The 20,775-nt window shown below is 60.5% G+C and carries 19 protein-coding genes; 11 read left to right on the top strand and 8 right to left on the bottom strand.

Features of this window, described 5'->3' with window-relative positions; all coding sequences use genetic code 11:
* Positions 1-4 precede the first annotated feature (4 nt).
* The 4 genes from BJ917_RS03235 to gloB all read right to left on the bottom strand — a co-directional run bounded on the left by BJ917_RS03235 (position 5) and on the right by gloB (position 6,226).
* Positions 5-1,846, bottom strand: coding sequence for an extracellular solute-binding protein (locus tag BJ917_RS03235; protein ID WP_096511012.1), 1,842 nt, complete (start codon positions 1,844-1,846; stop codon positions 5-7).
* A complete protein-coding gene (locus BJ917_RS03230; protein WP_372237702.1) occupies positions 1,843-3,651 on the bottom strand; it encodes an extracellular solute-binding protein in 1,809 nt (602 codons plus the stop codon). Before BJ917_RS03230 ends, BJ917_RS03235 begins: the two co-directional genes overlap by 4 nt.
* 259 nt (positions 3,652-3,910) lie before the next feature.
* Complete coding sequence (locus tag BJ917_RS03225) at positions 3,911-5,359, bottom strand: LysM peptidoglycan-binding domain-containing protein (protein ID WP_096511015.1); 1,449 nt, start codon at positions 5,357-5,359, stop codon at positions 3,911-3,913.
* Between the two features lie 99 nt (positions 5,360-5,458).
* Entirely contained in the window at positions 5,459-6,226 is a 768-nt protein-coding gene (gloB, locus tag BJ917_RS03220; protein ID WP_096511017.1) for a hydroxyacylglutathione hydrolase, read from the bottom strand.
* Positions 6,227-6,291: 65 nt separating this feature from the next.
* Between gloB and BJ917_RS03215 the strand changes: the two genes are divergently transcribed.
* The 5 genes from BJ917_RS03215 (at position 6,292) to BJ917_RS03195 (ending at position 11,639) form a co-directional block, all read left to right on the top strand.
* The gene (locus tag BJ917_RS03215) at positions 6,292-7,050 is read left to right on the top strand and encodes a class I SAM-dependent methyltransferase (RefSeq protein ID WP_096511019.1); all 759 of its coding nucleotides are present in this window, start codon (positions 6,292-6,294) and stop codon (positions 7,048-7,050) included.
* 95 nt (positions 7,051-7,145) lie between these two features.
* Positions 7,146-7,598, top strand: coding sequence for a ribonuclease HI (gene rnhA / locus BJ917_RS03210; RefSeq protein WP_121101827.1), 453 nt, complete (start codon positions 7,146-7,148; stop codon positions 7,596-7,598).
* 182 nt (positions 7,599-7,780) lie between these two features.
* Positions 7,781-8,539, top strand: coding sequence for a DNA polymerase III subunit epsilon (gene dnaQ / locus BJ917_RS03205; protein WP_121101824.1), 759 nt, complete (start codon positions 7,781-7,783; stop codon positions 8,537-8,539).
* A 215-nt stretch (positions 8,540-8,754) separates the two neighbouring features.
* On the top strand, positions 8,755-11,010 hold the full coding sequence (locus BJ917_RS03200; RefSeq protein ID WP_121101821.1) for an Orn/Lys/Arg decarboxylase N-terminal domain-containing protein: 2,256 nt from the start codon (positions 8,755-8,757) through the stop codon (positions 11,008-11,010).
* Between the two features lie 14 nt (positions 11,011-11,024).
* Positions 11,025-11,639: a GNAT family N-acetyltransferase gene (locus tag BJ917_RS03195; protein WP_096511026.1), complete on the top strand. Its 615-nt coding sequence runs from the start codon at positions 11,025-11,027 to the stop codon at positions 11,637-11,639.
* Here the strand turns inward: BJ917_RS03195 and BJ917_RS03190 are convergent.
* A complete protein-coding gene (locus tag BJ917_RS03190; protein WP_121101818.1) occupies positions 11,605-12,498 on the bottom strand; it encodes a LysR substrate-binding domain-containing protein in 894 nt (297 codons plus the stop codon). The two genes, BJ917_RS03195 and BJ917_RS03190, sit on opposite strands and share 35 nt — an antisense overlap.
* Positions 12,499-12,586: 88 nt before the next feature.
* Complete coding sequence (locus BJ917_RS03185) at positions 12,587-12,811, bottom strand: hypothetical protein (protein WP_096511030.1); 225 nt, start codon at positions 12,809-12,811, stop codon at positions 12,587-12,589.
* Between the two features lie 182 nt (positions 12,812-12,993).
* On the opposite strand from BJ917_RS03185, the gene BJ917_RS03180 reads away from it, so the two are divergent.
* Positions 12,994-13,554 (top strand): NADPH-dependent FMN reductase, encoded by a 561-nt coding sequence (locus BJ917_RS03180; protein WP_096511032.1) that lies wholly within the window; start codon positions 12,994-12,996, stop codon positions 13,552-13,554.
* A 114-nt stretch (positions 13,555-13,668) separates the two neighbouring features.
* Here BJ917_RS03180 and BJ917_RS03175 read toward each other — a convergent pair whose 3' ends face one another.
* Positions 13,669-14,325, bottom strand: a complete 657-nt coding sequence (locus tag BJ917_RS03175) for a TetR/AcrR family transcriptional regulator (RefSeq protein ID WP_121101815.1) — start codon at positions 14,323-14,325, stop codon at positions 13,669-13,671.
* Positions 14,326-14,380: 55 nt separating this feature from the next.
* On the opposite strand from BJ917_RS03175, the gene BJ917_RS03170 reads away from it, so the two are divergent.
* The gene (locus BJ917_RS03170) at positions 14,381-15,484 is read left to right on the top strand and encodes a DUF2855 family protein (RefSeq protein WP_121101812.1); all 1,104 of its coding nucleotides are present in this window, start codon (positions 14,381-14,383) and stop codon (positions 15,482-15,484) included.
* 68 nt (positions 15,485-15,552) lie between these two features.
* Positions 15,553-16,836 carry an arsenic transporter gene (locus BJ917_RS03165; RefSeq protein WP_096511037.1) on the top strand — a complete coding sequence of 428 codons (1,284 nt, stop codon included), beginning with the start codon at positions 15,553-15,555 and terminating at the stop codon, positions 16,834-16,836.
* Between the two features lie 105 nt (positions 16,837-16,941).
* On the opposite strand, the gene BJ917_RS03160 is transcribed toward BJ917_RS03165, so the two are convergent.
* A complete protein-coding gene (locus BJ917_RS03160; RefSeq protein WP_096511039.1) occupies positions 16,942-17,892 on the bottom strand; it encodes a DUF1853 family protein in 951 nt (316 codons plus the stop codon).
* 124 nt (positions 17,893-18,016) lie between these two features.
* Between BJ917_RS03160 and BJ917_RS03155 the strand changes: the two genes are divergently transcribed.
* Genes BJ917_RS03155 through BJ917_RS03145 form a run of 3 tightly spaced genes read left to right on the top strand, consistent with a single transcriptional unit; the run spans position 18,017 to position 20,761 of the window.
* A complete protein-coding gene (locus tag BJ917_RS03155) occupies positions 18,017-18,907 on the top strand; it encodes an NAD(+) kinase (protein ID WP_011333623.1) in 891 nt (296 codons plus the stop codon).
* Positions 18,904-19,878 (top strand): metallophosphoesterase, encoded by a 975-nt coding sequence (locus BJ917_RS03150; RefSeq protein WP_372237701.1) that lies wholly within the window; start codon positions 18,904-18,906, stop codon positions 19,876-19,878. Before BJ917_RS03155 ends, BJ917_RS03150 begins: the two co-directional genes overlap by 4 nt.
* Positions 19,879-19,891: 13 nt before the next feature.
* Entirely contained in the window at positions 19,892-20,761 is an 870-nt protein-coding gene (locus BJ917_RS03145) for a rhomboid family intramembrane serine protease (protein ID WP_096511042.1), read from the top strand.
* Positions 20,762-20,775: the final 14 nt, after the last annotated feature.

Raw genomic sequence — 20,775 nt, 5'->3', positions numbered from 1 at the left:
CTGATTACTCCGTGCCCGCAGGGTCGGCTTGCAATTTGGTTTCGACCTCTATGGCCGGCTTGGCATCGGGTTTGACCCACCAGGTGGCCGTGCCGATGTCATATTTGGGGGAGACCTTCGGGTGGCCGATGTGGTTCCAGTAGGCCACGCGCCAGGTCTTGATGTGCCAGTTGGGAATCACGTAGTAGCCCCATTGCAGCACCCGGTCCAGTGCGCGGGCGTGGGCCACCAGACTATTGCGCGAGTCGGCATTGATCAGCTGCTCGACCAACTGGTCGACCACCGGGTCCTTGAGACCCATGGTATTACGGCTGCCGGGCTTGTCGGCGGCCGCGGTCATCCAGAACTCACGCTGTTCGTTGCCCGGCGAGTTGGACTGCGGGAAGCTGCCGACCACCATGTCGAAGTCCCGCGAGCGCACACGGTTGACGTACTGCGAGACGTCGACCCGGCGGATCACCAGCTCAATGCCCAGGTCGCTCAGGTTACGCTTGAACGGTAGCAGCACCCGTTCGAACTCGGTCTGCGCCAGCAAAAATTCGATGCTCACCGGTTTGCCGGTCGTGTCGACCATCTTGTCATCGACGATACGCCAGCCAGCCTCTTGCAGTAATTGATAGGCCTTGCGTTGCTGGGTGCGGATCATGCCGCTGCCATCGGTGACCGGGTTCTGGAACGCTTCGCTGAACACCTGCTCGGGAATCTTGCCGCGGAAGGGGTCGAGGATCGCCAGTTGATCCGCGTCCGGCAGCCCGGTGGCGGCCATTTCCGAATTCTCGAAGTAACTGCGGGTGCGCGCGTAGGCGCCGTTGAACAGCTGCTTGTTGGTCCATTCGAAGTCCAGCAGCAGGGTCAGGGCCTGGCGCACGCGCACGTCCTGGAACACCGGGCGGCGCAGGTTGAACACGAAGCCTTGCATGCCGGTGGGGTTGCCGTTGGGAATCTGTTCCTTGATCAAGCGCCCTTCGGTCACCGCCGGGATGTTGTAGGCGTTGGCCCAGTTCTTCGCCGTCATCTCCAGCCAGTAATCGAACTGCCCGGCCTTGAGGCCTTCCAGTGCCACGGTGTTGTCGCGGTAGTAGTCGGTAGTCATCACATCGAAATTGTAGAAACCACGGTTGACCGGCAAGTCCTTGCCCCAGTAGTCCTTGACCCGCTCATAGCGCACCGAGCGCCCGGCCTTCACCTGCGTGACCTTGTACGGACCGCTGCCCAGCGGAACTTCCAGATTGCCTTTATTGAAATCCCGGGTGGCCCACCAGTGTTTGGGCAACACCGGCAACTGGCCAAGGATCAGCGGCAGTTCGCGATTGTTGCTGTGCTTGAACTTGAACAGCACCGTGAGCGGGTCTTCGGCGACGACGTCTTCGACATCGTTGTAGTAGCCGCGGTACATCGGCGCGCCATCCTTGATCAGGGTCTGGAAGCTGAACACCACGTCTTCGGCCCGCACCGGGTGGCCGTCATGGAAGCGGGCTTCGGGCCGCAGGTAGAAGCGTACCCAATCATTGTTCGGGGATTTTTCGATCTTGCCGGCGATCAGGCCATATTCGGTGAAGGGCTCATCCAGGCTCTGTCTGGCCAGGGTGTCGTAGATCAGCTCGATATCATTGGCCGATACGCCCTTGCTGATGAACGGGTTGAGGCTGTCGAAGCCACCGAAACCGGCCTGGCGGAAGGTGCCGCCCTTGGGCGCGTCCGGGTTGACGTAATCGAAGTGCTTGAAGTCGGCCGGGTACTTCGGCGGCTCGTTGTACAGGGTCAGGGCATGTTGCGGGGCGGCACAGGCCAGCCCGGCAAATAACAGGGCGCTGACCTGCAGGAGCAGGGCGCTTGCGGGTTTCATCGATCTTTCTCCGAAGATTTCAACCACCATGCACTCAGGCCCAGGGTGTAGGGCGGCGTGGTGACGAAGGCGAACCGGTTACGGTAGGCCAGGCGGTGATAATTGAGGTACCAGTTGGGAATGATGTAATGCTGCCATAACAGCACCCGGTCGAGGGCCTTGCCGGCGGCGACTTGGTCATCGCGGGTCTTGGCCGCCAGCAATTGGTCGAGCAGTTGATCGACTACCGGACTGGCGATACCGGCGTAGTTCTTGCTGCCTTTGACCGCAGCCTGGCTGGAGTGGAAATACTGCCACTGTTCCAGGCCGGGGCTGAGGGTTTGATTCAGCGTCATCAAGATCATGTCGAAATCGAACTGGTCGAGGCGCTGTTTGTACTGGGCGCGATCCACTGTGCGCAGTCGTGCGTCGATGCCGATGCTGGCGAGGTTCTCGACGTAGGGCTGGAGGATGCGTTCCAGGTTCGGGTTGACCAGCAGGATTTCCACGCGCAACGGTTGCCCGGCGCCGTTCTGCAGGCGCTGGCCGTTGAGTTTCCAGCCGGCTTCGGCCAGCAGGCCCAGGGCCTTGCGCAGGGTGTCCCGGGGAATGCCGCGGCCCTGGGTTTGTGGCAGGCTGAACGGCTGCGTGAATAATCTGGCGGGCAACTGCTCGTGCCAGGGCTTGAGCAACAGCCATTCATGACCGACCGGCAAACCGGTGGCCGAGAATTCACTGTTGGGGTAGTAACTCAGCGCGCGCTTGTAGGCCCCGCTGAACAGCGTTCGGTTGGTCCACTCGAAGTCGAACATCAATCCCAGCGCTTCACGGACTTTGGTGTCGGAAAACGTGGCGCGTCGGCTGTTCATGAACAGCCCCTGGGTCTGGGTCGGGATTTGATGCTGGATCTGCGCCTTGATCACGTCGCCACGGCGTATCGCCGGGAAGTTGTAGCCGTTGTCCCAGTTCTTCGCCTGATGCTCGATATAGATGTCGAACTCGCCGGCCTTGAAGGCTTCGAACGCCACATCGCTGTCGCGGTAGAACTCGACTTCCATGCGGTCGAAATTGTACTTGCCGCGATTGACCGGCAGGTCTTTGCCCCAGTAATCCTTGACCCGTTCGAACACGATCTGCCGCCCTGGCGTGACCGAAGTAATGCGGTACGGCCCGCTGCCCAGCGGCGGCTCGAAGGTGGTCGCCTTGAAATCACGACCTTTCCAGTAATGCTGCGGCAGCACCGGCAACTCGCCCAGGCGCAGGATCAGCAATGGATTGCCTGCACGCTTGAACACGAAACGTATGCGCTGCGGATTGAGGATGTCGACCCGCAGCACCTCCTGCAAGTTGGTGCGGTACTGCGGATGGCCTTCCTTGAGCAGCAAGCGATAGGAGAACGCCACGTCGTAGGCGGTGATCGGGGTGCCATCGTGGAAGCGTGCTTCGGGACGCAGGTTGAACACCACCCAGCTACGGTCCTCGCTGTATTCCACCGATTGGGCGATCAAGCCATAACTGGAGGTCGGCTCATCCCCGGACGGCGCGTACTGACCGGTGCCGACCATCAGCGGCTCATTGAGCTCGTTGATACCGTATTGCAGGAAGTTCGGCGTGGTAACCGGGCTGGTGCCCTTGAAGGTGTAGGGATTGAGCGTATCGAACGTGCCAAACGCCATCACCCGCAACGTACCGCCCTTGGGCGCTTGCGGGTTGACCCAGTCGAAGTGGGTAAATCTGGCCGGGTACTTGAGCGTGCCGAACTGCGCATAACCATGGCTTTCGCTGATCGTCGCACTTGCGGTGGAGCTCAAGGCCAGGCTGATCAGGAGCGAGAGGAGGGCACGCTTCAAGTAATGAATCCGATCCGGGCGGCTTGGGCTTTGTGGTCCGTACAGTAACAGCTTGTATGGACAGGAAAAAGACGGGGAATTTGTAGGAGCTGGCATGCCAGCGATGGTCGTTAACGAATACGCGTGTTGATGGGTTAACCGCGTCGCTCGTGAGTGCTTCGCTGGCAAGCCAGCTCCTACAAGGAGCAGGCAAGTCTCCCGGATAAAAAAAGCCCCTGAAAATCAGGGGCTCTTTTTAGTGCGGATTCGATACCGTCAGCATCTGCCCAGGTTTCAGCGCCTGGCCAACCCGCGGGTTCCAGCGCTTGAGGTGCTGCATTTCAACGTTGAAACGCTTGGCTACGATGTACAACGAGTCACCTTGCTGAACCTTGTATTGGGATTGCGGCTTTTTCGACTCGCCCTTGGTTTTGGCGTTGGCCGCGACCACGGTATTGATGCGCCCTGCGCTATGTTTGCTGGTGTCCTGCATGACCAGGGTCTGGCCTGGCTTGAGGTTCTTGCCACTCAGCTTGTTCCAGCGTTGCAAGTCCTTGACGTCGACGTTGTTGGCCTTGGCGATGGACCCCAGGCTGTCGCCGCGCTTGACCCGATAATTGCGTTTGACACTCGCCACCCGGGTGTCGTCGGCGCCGTCGAAGACCGGCTTGAGCGACTTCTTGCTGATCAGCTCTTCCGGACGCATGGTTTGCAGGCTGGTGGTCAGCAGCTGCGCCTTGGACGTTGGCACCAATAAATGCTGGGGACCGTCGATGGTGGTGCGCTGCTTGAAGGCCGGGTTGAGCTGGAACAGTTCATCCTCGTCGATGTTGGCCACCGCAGCCACCTTGGACAGGTCCATGCGCTGGTTGATTTCGACGACCTTGAAATACGGTTCGTTGGCGATCGGGTTGAGGTTGACGCCATAGGCTTCCGGCGCCAGTACCACTTGCGAGAGCGCCAGCAACTTCGGCACATAGGCCTGGGTTTCGGCTGGCAGGGGCAGGTTCCAGTAATCGGTCGGCAAGCCCAGCCTTTCATTACGCTCAATGGCCCGGCTGACCGTACCTTCACCGGCGTTGTAAGCCGCCAGGGCCAACAGCCAGTCGCCGTTGAACATGTCGTGCAGGCGGGTCAGGTAGTCCATTGCGGCAGTGGTCGAAGCGGTGATGTCGCGACGGCCATCATAGAAACGGGTCTGACGCAGGTTGAAGTAACGCCCGGTGGACGGGATGAACTGCCACAAGCCAACCGCATCGGCCCGGGAATAGGCCATCGGGTTGTAGGCGCTTTCAATCACCGGCAGCAGCGCCAGCTCCAGCGGCATATTACGTTCTTCAAGGCGTTCGACGATGTAATGAATGTAGAGGCTGCCGCGTTCGCCGGCGTTTTCGAGGAAGGACGGATTGCTGGCGAACCACAGGCGCTGTTGCTCGATGCGCGGGTTGACACCCAGACCGTCCTGCAGCTGGAAGCCCTGGCGCATGCGCTCCCAGACATCCTGCGGAATCTGCGGGCTCGGCTTTTCGCTGAGCCAGACCGGCTTCTGCTTGGCGCGCGCGGCAATATTCGGAGTGTGCGCCGCATCGGTCTGCGGCGCATGGCTGGAACAGCCCGCCAATGTCGCGGACACAGCCACCGCTATGGCTTGCGCCAGGCGGGTCAAAGCATCCGAATTGATGGCTTTACGAATAGAGGACGACATTGGCTGGAAGTAAGTTCCGGGCAAAAATGTCGGGCGATTCTAGAAAGCGCACCCCTAACGGTCAACCATTCATGGTTTTCGTACCATCGTGCAAGCTGTTTAGAACTTGTCTTTCCACGCCCTCAGCGTCGCAAAAACCATATCGGGCGCAGAGTTATCGGTGCCGGTCCGTTCGTCCGCTTTTTCTTTAACGGATGTTTCAGTCGCACGCAAAAACGGATTTGTGCGTTTTTCCAGGCCCACCGTGGACGGCAGCGTGATGATTCCGGCTTCCCGTTGCCGGGTGACGGTGGCCAGGCGTTCGAGGGTGTCCGGGTTGCCCGGTTCCACGGCGGCGGCGAAGCGCAGGTTGCTCAGGGTGTACTCATGGGTGCAGTACACCTGGGTATCTTCGGGAAGCGCCGCGAGGCGCGACAGCGAGCTGTACATTTGTTGGGGCGTGCCTTCGAACAGGCGCCCGCAACCGGCCGCGAACAGGGTATCGCCACAGAACAGCAGGCCGGGGCGATAATAGGCAATATGTCCCAGGGTATGACCGGGCACGGCGATGATTTCGAAGTCATGGCCCAGCACATGGATGCGATCGTTATCCTTGAGCGCGATGTCTCGCCCCGGGATGCTCTCGCTGGCAGGACCGTAGACGTTCGCGTCCGTCGCTTTCTTCAACTGTTCGACGCCGCCGACGTGGTCATGGTGATGGTGAGTGATCAGAATATCGCTCAGAACCCAGCCCGGATTTGCCGTGAGCCAGGCCTGTACGGGCGCGGCATCACCCGGGTCGACCACCGCGCAGCGCCGGGTGCTGGGGTCTTGTAACAACCAGATGTAGTTGTCGGTAAAGGCGGGCAGGGCACTGATCTGTATCATCGTCGGATTCGCCAAGCGGAAAACAATGGCGCATCTTAGAACTTCCTGGCGCGTTGGAGAATGCAATGACCGATAAAGCGTTCGCTCAGGCCGATCCTGACTGGCTGGCATTGATCAGCGCGGCCCGTGAGTGGTTGTCCGGACCTCTCGGGCAATTCTTGCTGGATGAAGAACGGCGCATGCTCGAAGAAGAGCTGGGGCGCTTTTTCGGCGGCTATCTGGTGCATTACGGTCCTTCGGCCCAGACCCCGCCCTCGGCGCCGCAGGTGCAGCGCAATGTGCGCCTGGGGGCACCGCTGCCGGGGGTCGAGATCGTCTGCGAGGAACAGGCCTGGCCGCTGAGCGAGCATGCCGCCGATGTGGTGGTGTTGCAGCACGGCCTGGATTTCTGCCTGTCGCCCCACGGCTTGCTGCGCGAAGCCGCGAGCAGTGTGCGGCCCGGCGGGCATCTGGTGATCATCGGGATCAACCCCTGGAGCAGTTGGGGGTTGCGTCATGTGTTTGCTCAGGATGCGTTGCGCAAGGCCCGCTGCATTTCTCCATCGCGGGTGGCCGACTGGCTGAATCTGCTGGGTTTCGCGCTGGAGAAACGCCGCTTCGGGTGCTATCGTCCGCCGCTTGCTTCACCCGCCTGGCAGACTCGTCTGGCCGGTTGGGAGCGCAAGGCCGGTGACTGGCAATTGTCCGGTGGCGGCTTCTATTTATTGGTCGCGCGCAAGATCGTGGTGGGCTTGCGGCCGGTCCGTCAGGAACGCCGCGAACCAATGGGCAAATTGATTCCCTTGCCGATGGCCAAGGTCAACCGTCGCCGCATCGAACCGTAATACCCACTTTAATATTTCCGGCCGGGATTTTTTCCCGGTCTCGGGCGTCGTCGATCAACGATCGGCGAGCCACCGCATTTTCTGGATAGATTGGCATGAACGATAGCGTAGAACTGTTCACCGATGGCGCCTGCAAAGGCAATCCTGGCCCAGGAGGCTGGGGCGCGTTGCTGGTGTGCAAGGGCGTTGAAAAGGAACTCTGGGGCGGCGAAGCCAACACCACCAACAACCGCATGGAGCTGATGGGCGCTATACGTGGCCTGGAAGAGCTCAAGCGCCCCTGCGACGTGCTGCTGGTGACCGACTCCCAGTACGTGATGAAAGGCATCAACGAGTGGATGGCCAACTGGAAAAAACGTGGCTGGAAAACCGCGGCGAAAGAACCGGTGAAAAACGCCGACCTGTGGAAGATGCTCGACGAACAGGTCAACCGTCACAACGTCACCTGGAAATGGGTACGCGGGCACATCGGCCACCACGGCAACGAACGGGCCGACCAACTGGCCAACCGCGGCGTGGATGAAGTGCGCGGGTTCAAGCAGGCCTGACCTGAGCGCTGAACGACCGCGTCGCCGCCTTCGCGAGCAGGCTCGCTCCCACATTTGAAATGCGTTCCCCTGTGGGAGCGAGCCTGCTCGCGAATGGGCGCAACACGGTCTATCTGAAAGACCTGGCGAGCGTGTTAACATCGCCGCTTTTGCAAGAATGACCCGTTGAGAGCTGAGCACTGATGGCCACCAGATCCGTTGTACTCGATACCGAAACCACCGGCATGCCGGTGACCGACGGCCACCGGATTATCGAAATCGGTTGTGTCGAGTTGATCGGTCGGCGCCTGACGGGCCGGCATTTTCACGTTTACCTGCAACCGGACCGCGAAAGTGACGAAGGCGCCATCGGCGTCCACGGTATCACCAACGAATTCCTGGTGGGCAAGCCGCGTTTCGCCGAGGTGGCCGAAGAGTTCTTCGAGTTCATCAAGGGCGCGCAGCTGATCATCCACAACGCGGCGTTCGACGTTGGCTTCATCAACAACGAATTCGCCCTGATGGGCCAGCACGATCGTGCGGACATCACGCAACACTGTTCGATTCTCGACACCCTGATGATGGCCCGGGAGCGTCACCCGGGGCAGCGCAACAGCCTCGACGCCCTGTGCAAGCGCTATGGCGTCGACAACTCAGGCCGTGAACTGCACGGCGCCTTGCTCGACTCGGAGATCCTCGCCGACGTTTACCTGACCATGACCGGCGGCCAGACCAGCCTGTCCCTGGCCGGCAATGCGTCCGATGGCAATGGTTCCGGTGAAGGCGCGGACAATTCGGCCACTGAAATTCGTCGGCTGCCGGCCGACCGCACGCCAACCCGCATCATTCGCGCCAGTGAAGACGATCTGGCCCGGCACGCGGCGCGCCTGGAAATCATCAGCAAATCCGCGGGTGGGCCGGCGCTGTGGTTGCAATTGGCCGAGGCTGAAGCGCAGGCCTGATGTACCACGCATTTGTGGGAGCATGGCTTGCTCGCGATGGCGTCTGTGAAATCGCCATCGCGGGCAAGCCTTGCTCCTACAGAGAGCGGTCAGTGGCCACAAATGGGTGCGACAACTGACCCGCTTTGGGGCGTTGCGCTCGCCACATCCGCTTCAACCCTCTACCCTGAGGTGATTGGCAGGCTCTGGTCTGCCGCCTCGGGACACTGAGCCACATGTATAAAGATCTGAAATTCCCGGTCCTGATCGTCCATCGCGACATCAAGGCCGATACCGTCGCCGGTGATCGGGTGCGGGGTATCGCCCAGGAGCTGGAGCAGGAAGGTTTCAGCATCGTCTGCGCGGTGAACTACACCGAAGGGCGCCTGGTCGCTTCAACACATCACGGTCTTTCGTGCATGTTGATCGCGGCGGAAGACGCCAGCGCCCATTCCCATTTATTACAGAATATGGCCGAGCTGATCGGGTTGGCGCGAGTGCGTGCACCTGATTTGCCGATCTTCGCCCTGGGCGAACAAGTGACCCTGGAAAACGCGCCCGCCGACGCCATGGCCGAGCTCAATCAGTTGCGCGGGATTCTCTACCTGTTCGAAGACACCGTACCCTTTCTCGCAAGGCAGGTGGCGCGGGCTGCGCGCAAGTACCTGGACGGGTTGCTGCCGCCGTTCTTCAAGGCGCTGGTACAACACACCGCCGATTCCAACTATTCGTGGCACACCCCCGGTCATGGCGGGGGCGTGGCGTATCACAAAAGTCCTGTGGGGCAGGCGTTTCACCAGTTCTTCGGTGAAAACACCCTGCGTTCGGATTTGTCGGTCTCGGTGCCGGAACTCGGTTCGCTGCTGGATCATACCGGACCGCTGGCCGAGGCCGAGGCTCGCGCAGCGCGCAACTTCGGCGCCGATCACACCTTTTTCGTGATCAATGGCACCTCGACCGCCAACAAGATTGTCTGGCACTCCATGGTCGCTCGCGATGACCTGGTGCTGGTGGACCGCAACTGCCACAAGTCGGTGCTGCACTCGATCATCATGACCGGCGCCATCCCGCTGTATCTGTGCCCTGAGCGCAATGAGCTGGGAATCATCGGCCCGATTCCGCTGAGCGAGTTCAGCCCGGAATCGATTCGGGCCAAGATCGACGCCAGCCCGCTGACCAGGGGCCGCGCGCCCAAGGTCAAACTGGCGGTGGTCACCAATTCGACGTATGACGGCCTCTGCTACAACGCTGAACTGATCAAGCAGCAACTGGGCACCAGCGTCGAGGTGCTGCACTTCGATGAGGCCTGGTACGCCTACGCGGCGTTCCATGAGTTTTTCGCCGGGCGCTACGGCATGGGCACCTCCCGCAGTGACGACAGTCCGCTGGTGTTTACCACCCATTCCACCCACAAGCTGCTGGCCGCCTTCAGTCAGGCATCGATGATTCACGTGCAGGACGGTGGCGCGCGGCAGCTGGACCGTGATCGCTTCAACGAAGCGTTCATGATGCACATCTCCACGTCGCCGCAGTACGGCATCATCGCCTCGCTGGACGTCGCTTCGGCGATGATGGAAGGCGGGGCCGGGCGTTCGCTGTTACAGGAAATGTTCGACGAAGCCCTGAGTTTTCGTCGGGCGCTGGCCAATCTGCGCCAGCACATCGCAGCCGATGACTGGTGGTTTTCCATCTGGCAGCCGCCATCGGTGGAAGGTATCGACCGGGTTGTGACCGAAGACTGGCTGTTGCAACCGGAAAATGACTGGCACGGCTTTGACGACGTGGCCGACGATTACGTACTGCTCGATCCGATCAAGGTCACCCTGGTGATGCCGGGCCTGACCGCAGGCGGCGCCCTCAGCGAGCGCGGAATTCCCGCGGCGGTTGTCAGCAAGTTCCTCTGGGAGCGTGGCCTGGTGGTGGAAAAAACGGGCTTGTATTCGTTCCTGGTGCTGTTCTCCATGGGCATCACCAAGGGCAAATGGAGCACGCTGCTCACCGAACTGCTGGAGTTCAAGCGCAGTTACGATGCGAACGTCAGCCTGTCGACGTGCCTCCCCTGCGTGGCGCAGGAGAACCAAGCACGCTATCAGGGCATGGGCCTGCGTGATCTGTGCGATCAGTTGCACGCTTGTTATCGCAGCAACGCCACGGCCAAACATCTCAAGCGCATGTACACCGTGCTGCCGGAGATCGCCATGAAACCGGCAGACGCCTATGATCAATTGGTGCGTGGCGAAGTCGAGGCGGTGTCGATCGACGCCCTGGATGGGCGTATCGCTGCCGTGATGCTGGTGCCGTACCCGCCGGGGATTCCGCTGATCATGCCCGGCGAACGCTTTACCGAGGCGACCCGGTCGATCATCGACTACCTGGTGTTTGCTCGCACGTTCGACAGCAGTTTTCCGGGGTTCGTCGCCGATGTGCACGGCTTGCAACACGAAGATGAGGGCAATGGACGGCACTACACCGTCGATTGCATCAAGGAATGAGGACCTATCCGAGTATGCAACCTGTCATTAATCCAAATCACCCGGGGTTGTCGGTGCGCGTCGCCGATGAAGGCTTTGCCGCCTACATCTGGGGCAGTGATTTCAGTTTTGAAGTGGCTGCCTACGGTGTGCCCGAAATAGGCCGGCCGGTGGAACAGTGGCGGTTGACGCCCATCACGCCGTACCGTAAATGCTATGGCATCGATCCTGAAGAGTTCAGCAGTTTCCGCGACGCCGCCGACAGCGCAATATTCATGGCCTTCCTGGATGACGAGCCGGTGGGGCACCTGGTGATCAGCACCAACTGGAACGGTTTCGCCCATATCGATGAGCTGGCGGTGCATGCCCCGGCGCGCCGCCACGGCGTGGCCAAGGCGTTGCTGGATGTGGCGAATTTCTGGAGTCGCAAGAAGAAGCTGCCGGGCATCATGCTGGAAACCCAGAACAATAACCTCGGCGCGTGCCGCTTGTATGAGCGTTGCGGCTACGTGATTGGTGGTATCGATCACCTGCGTTACCGGGGCATCGACCCCAATACTGCCGAGGTGGCGTTGTTCTGGTATCGCGTGTTCGACAACCCGCTGGAAAATCCGATCAGCTCCCCAGCATCGCCACGGCTTGTTCCGTGACGATACCCAACAGGGTCTGGACGGCGGGCGAGGGCTCGCCGTTCTTCAGGGTCAGGGCGTAGACGCTGACCGGTACCGCGGGTGCCAGTGGGCAGGCGTCGAGTCCGGCGGATTTGGCGCCGAGGGCCGTGAAGGGATCGACGATGGCCAGGCCTTCCCCGGCTTCGACCATGCTGCGCATCATCTGATGCGTCTGGACCCGGGTCTGAATCACCGGCACCGGGCGCAGGGCGTGCAGTTTGTGCTCCAGGGCCGGGCTCAGTGGATCATGACCGTCAAGGCCGACCATCGCCTGGCCGGCCAGATCCTGTAGCGAAATGTACTTCTGTTTCGGTTGCAACCAGCCATGGGGGGCCAGCAGTTGCAGCTTGCCTTGGGCGATCACCTGGCAATGAATCTCGGCGCGATCCGGATCATGCAGGCTCAGACCCAGGTCGCTTTCGCGCAGCAACAGGCTTCTGACGATGTCACGGGTGGGATGGCTCAGGAGGGTGCAGGGGACGTCGGGCAAACGCCGGCGCAGGGCCGCAATGCTTTGCGGCAACAGTTGCTGGGCCAGAGGCGGTGTGCAAATGATGCGCAGTGGCGCAGCCTGGTATTGTCGAAGACTGTTGGCCAGGCGCTGCACCGGTTCGAGCGCGTCGTAGACATGGGCAATTTCCACCTGCAACTCCCGCGCTTCGCGGGTGGCCTGCAAGCGCCCGCGCACGCTGGAGAACAGCATGAAACCCAACTGATCCTCGGCTTCGCGCAAAATGCGTTCGACTTCGGTCACCGGCAACTGCAGCCATTCGGCGGCGGTGCCCAGGTGACCGGTCTGCAGGAGCGCCTGGATCACTTCGATATGGCGTAAACGCATGCGTGAAGTCCATGTTCAGCAGGTGAAGGAGTCAGTGACTGAATCCTAACCCAAGTCCGCGCATATGACTTCTGCTCATAACGCCGGGTTATGAAGCGACGATCGATTCCGGTTCGCGGGTCAGCATTACGCCGGTTTGCACCAACTGAAATTCATTGTCGTCGAGCTTGTTCACGCGGTCGCCAATCGCCAGTTTGTACGTGGTGACACACGTGCCGTCAGCCGACGGGGTGGAATCCTGGAACTCATGTACGGAATAAATGCGGCCTTCCGCGTCTCTTGCATGGAACTGACCGACGAGTACTGCTGCCATCTGCTTAGAACCTCTGGAGATAAAACGCTTGATTTGCGGCTTTGTAGACCGCCACCGAGCACGGTAAGTTTTCCTACGTAAAAAAAATAATCAGGACGCGGATATACCTGTGTTCACTGGTTGATCCGTCGCCTGATCATCTATAACTACAGGCTCCTCCCACGGACTATCGAGAATCTTCCATGAGCAATGTCTATAACGTCGCCGTAGTGGTCGGCAGCCTGCGCAAAGCCTCGATCAACCGCAAGGTTGCGCTTGCGCTGGCGGAACTGGCGCCGGCCAACCTCAAGCTGAACATTGTCGAAATCGGCGATCTGCCGCTCTACAACGAAGACATTGATGCTGATTCACCGCCGGCAGCCTACAGGACTTTCCGACAACAAGTGAGCTCATCCGACGCGGTGCTGTTCGTCACCCCGGAATACAACCGCTCGGTGCCGGCCCCGATGAAGAACGCCATCGACGTGGGCTCGCGTCCGTACGGCAAAAGTGTCTGGAGCGGTAAGCCGGGGGCGGTATTCAGTGCTTCGCCGGGTGCGATAGGCGGGTTTGGTGCGAACCATCATTTGCGCCAGTCCATGGTGTTTCTTGATGTACCGATGATGCAGCAACCGGAATCTTACCTGGGCGGCGCCGGTTCGGCGTTTGACGAGGCGGGCAATCCGTCTGAGTCGGTCAGGCCGTTTCTGCAAAAATTCATCGATTCCTACGGGAAATGGGTAGAGCAGCACAAGAAAGTGTGACAAACCCCTGTAGGAGCAGCCGGTCGACGCTCGATTGCTCGCGAAGACGGAGTGTCAGGCAAATCAACATTGACCGACACGACGCCTTCGCGAGCAAGCTTCGCTCCTACAGGGTTATGGGTTCAGAAGGCGGCTACAGATCATCGTTTCCATTTCTGCCAGCCAGGCGGTGGTTTGCGCCGCCTCCGGCTGTGCAGTCACGCAATAACGTCGGCCACCCCACGCCATGATCACCCAGGCATCGATGGTGGCGGGGGACGGTTGCACAGGCAGGTCGCTACAAGCGGCAAAGGCTTCGCGCCATTTCTGCGTCAGCTCGCTGAATACTCTTCGATGATGCTTGGGCTCGGCGATCAGGTGTTCGATGAGCGAAACCGCGTGGTTGAACAGCGGCTGGCGGGCATCGTCGGGGGCGCAGGTCAGGCGCACGAGACGTTTGATACGGGTCGGCCAATCCAGATCGTTGGCTTGTACGACACCCTTATCGATGTCCTGTAACAAAGAATCCAGACGATGTCGGATGTAACCGGAAAGCAAGGCTTCCTTGCTCGGGAAGTAGTCGTACAGCGTGCCGATTGCAACGCCTGCTTCCAGTGCCACCTCCCGCGTGGTCAGTCCCGGCCAGCCGTCTCGTTGCCAAATCCGAACAAGCGCCTGGTAAATCGCTTCGACGGTGAAAATCGCCCGGGCCTGACTCGGCCGTTTCAACGGTTTTGCCCGGGGATTGAGGGTGGGAGGTTGGCCCTTGCTGTTTCCGAACCCGCTCTTCATCGGCTGTCGCTACTCTGTTGCTACCCGCCACACTGTCGCAGCAGGAGACTGAAAAATGCAAAGTTCGAGCACGGTAACACGGCTGATTACCCGTAAAAACGCCCTTGACCAAAGTCGCGTGGAGCAGCAACAGCGCAGCCTGGTTCCGGCGGCTGGAGAGGTGATCGTGAAGATTGATCGTTGCGCCCTGACGACCAATAACATTACCTACGCCGCTTATGGCAATTCGATGAACTATTGGGGATTCTTTCCTACCGGGCTGGCGGATTGGGGCCACATTCCTGCCTGGGGGTTTGCCGATGTGGTGGCCTCGGATGTGCCGGGCATCAAGGTCGGCGAGCGTTTCTACGGGTATTTTCCGATTGCCAGCCATCTGTGGATGCGCCCCGAACGCGTCACCGAACGGGGCTTCTATGACGGTGCCGAGCATCGAATCGGCCTGACGTCGGCCTACAACCAGTACACCCGTTGCAGTTGGGACACCTACTACAGCCCCGACACCGAAAACCTGCAGATTTTGCTCAAGCCATTGTTCCTGACCTCATCGATGCTCGCCGATTTCCTGCAGGACAAGCAGTTCTTCGGTGCGACGCGCCTGGTGTTCTCCAGCGCTTCGAGCAAAACCGCCTATGGCACCGCTGTTTGCCTGGACAATCATCCCGCTCTGGAAAGGGTGGCCCTGACCTCGGCCGGCAACAAAGCCTTTGTCGAAAACCTGGATTGTTACGAACGCACGGTGTCCTACGATGAGCTGGCCAATTTGGCCAACGACCGTCCGACACTCTACGTGGATTTTTCCGGCGACCTGGATCTGCGTGATCGGGTGCACCAGCATTTTGCCGGGCAGTTGATCTACAGCTGTTTCGCAGGATCTGCACAAAGTACCCATGAAGCCCGGCTGACGGCGATCGAGGGGCCGGAGCCGGTGTTTTTTTTCGCGCCGATCCAGATTCGCAAACGCAATGCCGATTGGGGACCGGAAGGGGTCAGCCAACACATCGGCGAAGGTTTGCTGGATTTTTTCCGGAAGGTGGCGGCGGTTGAAAAACCCTTGCTCGAAGTGATAGAAAGCCGGGGCTTTGAAGCGGCGCAAGCCGTTATTTCCCGTCTGTTTCACGGCCAGATCGCGCCATTGGAGGGGCATGTGATTCGGTTATGACCGGTCGATGCCGAGGCCAAGGGGCGGCCAGCCATTAATTCGATTCAATTGCCTGAAGGCCGCCCTGGATGCTTGTAGCTTCACTGATTTTCCTGTTGACCATCACGCTGGTGATCTGGCAGCCCAAAGGCCTCGGCGTTGGTTGGAGTGCGGTATTCGGCGCGGTGCTGGCGTTGATTTGCGGTGTGGTGCACCTGGCTGACATTCCGCTGGTGTGGCAGATCATCTGGAATGCCACCGGCACCTTCGTCGCGCTGATTATCATCAGCCTGTTGCTGGACGAGGCCGGGCTGTTTGCCTGGGCAGCGTTGCATGTGGCCCGTTGGGGCCGGGGCAGCGGGCGCAAGCTGTTCGCTTACATGGTGCTGCTCGGGGCACTGGTTTCGGCGTTGTTCGCCAACGACGGGGCGGCGCTGATTCTCACGCCCATCGTGATCTCGATGCTCCTGGCGTTGCGTTTCTCCCCGGCGGCGACCCTGGCGTTCGTCATGGGGGCCGGTTTCATCGCCGACACCGCGAGCCTGCCGCTGGTGGTGTCGAACCTGGTGAATATTGTTTCCGCGGACTTCTTCGGCATCGGTTTCAACCGCTATGCGGCGGTGATGGTCCCGGTCAACCTGGTGAGCGTTGCCGCGACCCTGGCGATGCTGATGTGGTTTTTCCGTCGCGACATTCCCGCCGACTATGACCCCGAGCAACTGGAGCATCCGGCGTCCGCCATCCACGACAAAGCCACGTTTTACGCCGGTTGGGCGGTGTTGGTGATTCTGTTGCTCGGTTGTTTCGCGCTGGAGCCGCTGGGTATTCCAATCAGTGCAATCTCGGCGGTGTGTGCCGCCCTGTTGTTGGCCGTCGCTGCTCGCGGCCACAGGATTTCCACGCGCAAAGTGATGAAAGAAGCCCCTTGGCAGATCGTGATCTTCTCGCTGGGCATGTACCTTGTGGTCTACGGCCTGCGTAACGCCGGGCTCACCGGGTATCTGGCGGGATGGCTCGACGGTTTCGCCGGGTATGGAGTGTGGGGCGCGGCGATGGGCACCGGGGTGCTGACAGCGCTGTTGTCGTCGATCATGAACAATCTGCCGACGGTGCTGATCGGTTTGTTGTCCATCGATGCCAGTCAGGCGACGGGTGTCGTGAAGGAAGCCATGATCTACGCCAACGTCATCGGCAGCGACCTGGGGCCGAAAATCACCCCGATTGGCAGCCTGGCGACGCTGCTGTGGCTGCATGTGCTGGAGCGCAAAAGTATCCGGATCGGCTGGGGGTATTACTTCAAAGTCGGGATTGTGTTGACGGTGCCGGTGTTGTTGGTGACGTTGGCGGCTTTGGCTGTGCGTTTATCGCTGTAGACCGAGTTGACCTCATCGCGGGCAAGCCTTGCTCCCACAGGTTACGCCGATCCCTGTGGGAGCAAGGCTTGCCCGCGATGAGGCCAGACCAGTCACCACAAAAACTCAACCTTGCCCCGGCACATTCGGCCAAAGATCCGCCACCAGGAACACCCGCTCGGCTTCTTCCCAATCGCCATTGGCATTTTCCGTCAACCGCACCAGCAATTGCGCCGGTGCCACGGGGGACAACTCACTCAGCCAGGCATGCAACTGCCCGCGGCTCCAGGTCTGTTCGCCAGGGTAGTGCGCCGGTGCCAGCCACGCATGGCGGGGCAGGGGTTGCCAGCGACCGGGCGGACTCTGCCCGACAAATTCAGCCCAATCCTTTTGATGCAACCAGCGGCCGCGCAAGTGCTGCGGATGCGCACCGCCCGGGGGCGCCGCTTGCCCCGGCCATGGATAGAGCAAATAGCCGCCCAGCCACAAATGCGCGCTGAATTGGTGGATATCCAGCGCCGCCAGGACTTCGCGGCTCTCGGGGCGCGCGGAAATCGGCAGTTGGTGCTGGCTGAGGTGCGCCAGTTTGCGGTCCAGCCGATCATGGCAACCGGGACCGAGCCATTGCGCCGTTTCCTGTCCATTACCGTTCTGCGGACCGAGGTAAAGCTTGATGGCCAGTTCCAGGTGATGAACGCCGTCGCGATCACGCAGCAGCAAGTCCAGTTCGCCCAGGGTATGGCCTTCACGGCGAATCGGCATGTTGGCGGCGATCAACTCGATACCGGGCGCGTGTTCGACGGCAAATTGCCACAAGCGCTCGTAATACAGGCCCAGGCGCCGGGTGCGGGCCTGGGACAGCCAGTGCAGCAGTCCGTAGCTGTCCTGGTCCAGCCGTCGCAGCCAGTGCTCCAGACGATCCGGTGCCTGCACCCAGTCGCTCCCGGCCAGCGGATGGCGTTGCGGCCACGGCGTGTCGGCGAGCATCGGTGGCGCGAGGATGACCCATGCCAGGTCGCGCACTTCGGGGTGGCGCAACTGGTGGGGTAACTGCAGCAAATCTGGAAATAGGATCATCTTGCGAGCATAGCCTCAAACAGGAGTACATCCTTGTCGCTGAAAGGATTTTGTCTATTCCCGGCTTTCGCCCATAATCGTGTTTTTCGCCGTTGCAGGCCCCCCGCGTCCCAATAGGAGCCCCATGGAGCAATTTCGTAATATCGGCATCATCGGTCGCCTGGGCAGTTCGCAGGTGCTGGATACCGTCCGCCGACTGAAACGGTTTCTGCTCGATCGTCACCTGCACGTGATCCTCGAAGACACCATCGCTGAAGTCCTGCCGGGCCACGGCCTGCAAACCTCGTCGCGCAAGATGCTCGGCGAAGTGTGTGACATGGTGATTGTGGTCGGCGGTGACGGCAGCCTGCTCGGTGCCGCCCGGGCGCTGGCCAAGCACAATATCCCGGTGCTCGGCATCAACCGTGGCAGCCTGGGTTTCCTCACCGATATCCGTCCCGATGAGCTGGAAATCAAGGTCGCCGAGGTGCTCGACGGCCACTATCTGGTGGAAAACCGCTTCCTGCTGCAGGCCGAAGTCCGCCGCCATGCCGAGGCCATCGGCCAGGGCGATGCGTTGAACGACGTGGTGCTGCACCCCGGCAAATCCACGCGGATGATCGAGTTCGAGCTGTACATTGACGGTCAGTTCGTCTGCAGCCAGAAGGCCGACGGCCTGATCGTCGCCACGCCCACCGGATCGACCGCCTATGCGCTGTCGGCGGGTGGCCCGATCATGCACCCCAAGCTCGACGCCATTGTAATTGTGCCGATGTACCCCCATACCTTGTCAGGTAGACCGATTGTGGTCGACGGCAACAGTGAGCTGAAAATCGTCGTGTCCAAGGATATGCAGATTTACCCGCAAGTCTCGTGTGACGGGCAGAACCACTTTACCTGTGCGCCCGGCGACACCATCACCGTCAGCAAGAAAGCCCAGAAGCTGCGGCTGATCCATCCGCTCGACCACAACTACTACGAAGTCTGCCGGACCAAGCTCGGCTGGGGCAGCAAGTTGGGTGGTGGAGGCGACTGATGCTCGATCCCGCGCGTAGCTACGACCTGATCGGTGACGTGCACGGTTGCGCTCTGACCCTTGAGCACTTGCTCGACCGGCTCGGTTATCACAAACAAGGCGGCGTCTGGCGCCATGCCTCGCGCATGGCGGTGTTCGTCGGCGACATCATCGACCGCGGCCCGCGGATTCGCGAGGCGCTGCACATCGTCCACGACATGGTCGAGGCCGGTCAGGCACTGTGCATCATGGGCAATCATGAGTTCAATGCGCTGGGCTGGGTCACGCCGGCCTTGCCCGGCAGCGGCAAGCAATATGTACGCGAACATACTCCGCGCCATGCCCGGTTGCTGCAGGAAACCCTCACCCAGTTCGAACACCATCCCGCGGATTGGCATGACTTCCAGCAGTGGTTCTATGAATTACCGCTGTTCGTCGATGCCGGACGTTTCCGCGTGGTGCATGCCTGTTGGGACGCTGGCCTGATCGAACCATTAAGGGCTCTGTTTGCCGATGGCTGCGTCGACGAGCACTTTCTCCAGGCGTCAGCCATGCCGGGCAGTTTCGCCTGCACCGTGTTCGACCGTCTGTTGCGCGGCACCGACATGCGCCTGCCCCATGGGCTGACCATGACCAGTGGCGATGGCCTGATCCGTTCGTTCTTCCGTACCAAATTCTGGGAAGACGACCCGCAGACCTATGGCGACATCGTGTTCCAGCCCGACGCGCTACCTGATCCGGTCGCGCAAACACCCCTGTCGTCCAGTGAAAAGAACAGCCTGTTACGTTATGGCATCGACGAACCGTTGCTGTTCGTTGGCCACTACTGGCGCAGCGGCAAACCGGCGCCGATTCGTCCGAACCTGGCCTGCCTTGATTACAGTGCCGTGCTCTACGGCAAACTGGTGGCCTATCGCCTGGATCAGGAAACGCGGCTCGATCCGCATAAATTCGTCTGGGTCAATGTCGAGCGGCCAGAGGTTTTGCAATGAGAGGGATGTTGCAATGAGTGCTGTAGCGGTATTACGGCTGCCGCTGGCGGTGGACCTGAGCGGCTTCGTCAAATTGCTGCAACGCATGCAGGTACCGCATCGGGTCAGTGAAGAGGCAGGCGAGCAGGTGTTGTGGGTGCCGGACAACATCAGCGAGGACGTGCGCGCCTTGTATGAGCGTTTTCCGGCGGGCGATCCTGATCAGCAACTGGACATTCCGGTGGCGCAAACTGTTCGCCGTCCGGGTTTCGTCGAGCAGGTCCGCTACGCCAAGGCCACCGCGCTGGTGTTGCTGCTGAGCCTGCTGGTGGGCGCGCTGACGATGTTGGGCGACAACTTCAACACCATGCGCTGGTTCACCTTCCTCGATTTTCGCGTAGTCGGCGAGTACATCCACTTCACGCCATTGGCTGACAGCCTGGCGGCGGGGCAATGGTGGCGACTGGTCTCGCCGATGCTGATCCACTTCGGCATCCTGCACCTGGCCATGAACGGCATGTGGTACTGGGAGCTGGGGCGGCGCATCGAATCGCGCCAGGGCAGCATCAACCTGGTCGGCCTGACCTTGCTGTTCAGCCTGGTCTCCAACTACACCCAATACCTTTTCAGTGGCCCGAGCCTGTTTGGCGGCTTGTCCGGGGTGCTGTACGGCCTGCTCGGGCATTGCTGGATCTTCCAGCTGCTGTCGCCGAACGCCGCTTATCGCCTGCCCCGCGGGGTGCTGGTGATGATGCTGGTCTGGCTGCTGCTGTGCCTGTCCGGGCTGGTCTCGATGATCGGCTTCGGTGAAATTGCCAACGCGGCCCATGTCAGCGGGCTGCTCGTCGGATGCTTGACCGGTTTGTTGGGTGGTTTGTACAACCGCCGTAAACTGGCCGTCTGAAACAGTTTATGTAA

It is taken from the genome of Pseudomonas sp. WPR_5_2 (genome assembly GCF_003634475.1).
GTDB lineage: Bacteria > Pseudomonadota > Gammaproteobacteria > Pseudomonadales > Pseudomonadaceae > Aquipseudomonas > Aquipseudomonas izuensis.
Note: the sequence above shows the minus strand (reverse complement) of the source record. Positions and strands in the feature narration are given on the sequence as shown.

Coding starts and splice junctions, on each gene's coding strand:
- BJ917_RS03165 (WP_096511037.1), top strand. CDS start 15,553: ATGCTTGTAGCTTCACTGATTTTCCTGTTGACCATCACGCTGGTGATC.
- BJ917_RS03180 (WP_096511032.1), top strand. CDS start 12,994: ATGAGCAATGTCTATAACGTCGCCGTAGTGGTCGGCAGCCTGCGCAAA.
- BJ917_RS03215 (WP_096511019.1), top strand. CDS start 6,292: ATGACCGATAAAGCGTTCGCTCAGGCCGATCCTGACTGGCTGGCATTG.
- BJ917_RS03155 (WP_011333623.1), top strand. CDS start 18,017: ATGGAGCAATTTCGTAATATCGGCATCATCGGTCGCCTGGGCAGTTCG.
- BJ917_RS03235 (WP_096511012.1), bottom strand. CDS start 1,846: ATGAAACCCGCAAGCGCCCTGCTCCTGCAGGTCAGCGCCCTGTTATTT.
- BJ917_RS03195 (WP_096511026.1), top strand. CDS start 11,025: ATGCAACCTGTCATTAATCCAAATCACCCGGGGTTGTCGGTGCGCGTC.
- BJ917_RS03175 (WP_121101815.1), bottom strand. CDS start 14,325: ATGAAGAGCGGGTTCGGAAACAGCAAGGGCCAACCTCCCACCCTCAAT.
- rnhA (WP_121101827.1), top strand. CDS start 7,146: ATGAACGATAGCGTAGAACTGTTCACCGATGGCGCCTGCAAAGGCAAT.
- BJ917_RS03160 (WP_096511039.1), bottom strand. CDS start 17,892: ATGATCCTATTTCCAGATTTGCTGCAGTTACCCCACCAGTTGCGCCAC.
- BJ917_RS03225 (WP_096511015.1), bottom strand. CDS start 5,359: ATGTCGTCCTCTATTCGTAAAGCCATCAATTCGGATGCTTTGACCCGC.
- gloB (WP_096511017.1), bottom strand. CDS start 6,226: ATGATACAGATCAGTGCCCTGCCCGCCTTTACCGACAACTACATCTGG.
- dnaQ (WP_121101824.1), top strand. CDS start 7,781: ATGGCCACCAGATCCGTTGTACTCGATACCGAAACCACCGGCATGCCG.
- BJ917_RS03145 (WP_096511042.1), top strand. CDS start 19,892: ATGAGTGCTGTAGCGGTATTACGGCTGCCGCTGGCGGTGGACCTGAGC.
- BJ917_RS03200 (WP_121101821.1), top strand. CDS start 8,755: ATGTATAAAGATCTGAAATTCCCGGTCCTGATCGTCCATCGCGACATC.
- BJ917_RS03170 (WP_121101812.1), top strand. CDS start 14,381: ATGCAAAGTTCGAGCACGGTAACACGGCTGATTACCCGTAAAAACGCC.
- BJ917_RS03185 (WP_096511030.1), bottom strand. CDS start 12,811: ATGGCAGCAGTACTCGTCGGTCAGTTCCATGCAAGAGACGCGGAAGGC.
- BJ917_RS03190 (WP_121101818.1), bottom strand. CDS start 12,498: ATGCGTTTACGCCATATCGAAGTGATCCAGGCGCTCCTGCAGACCGGT.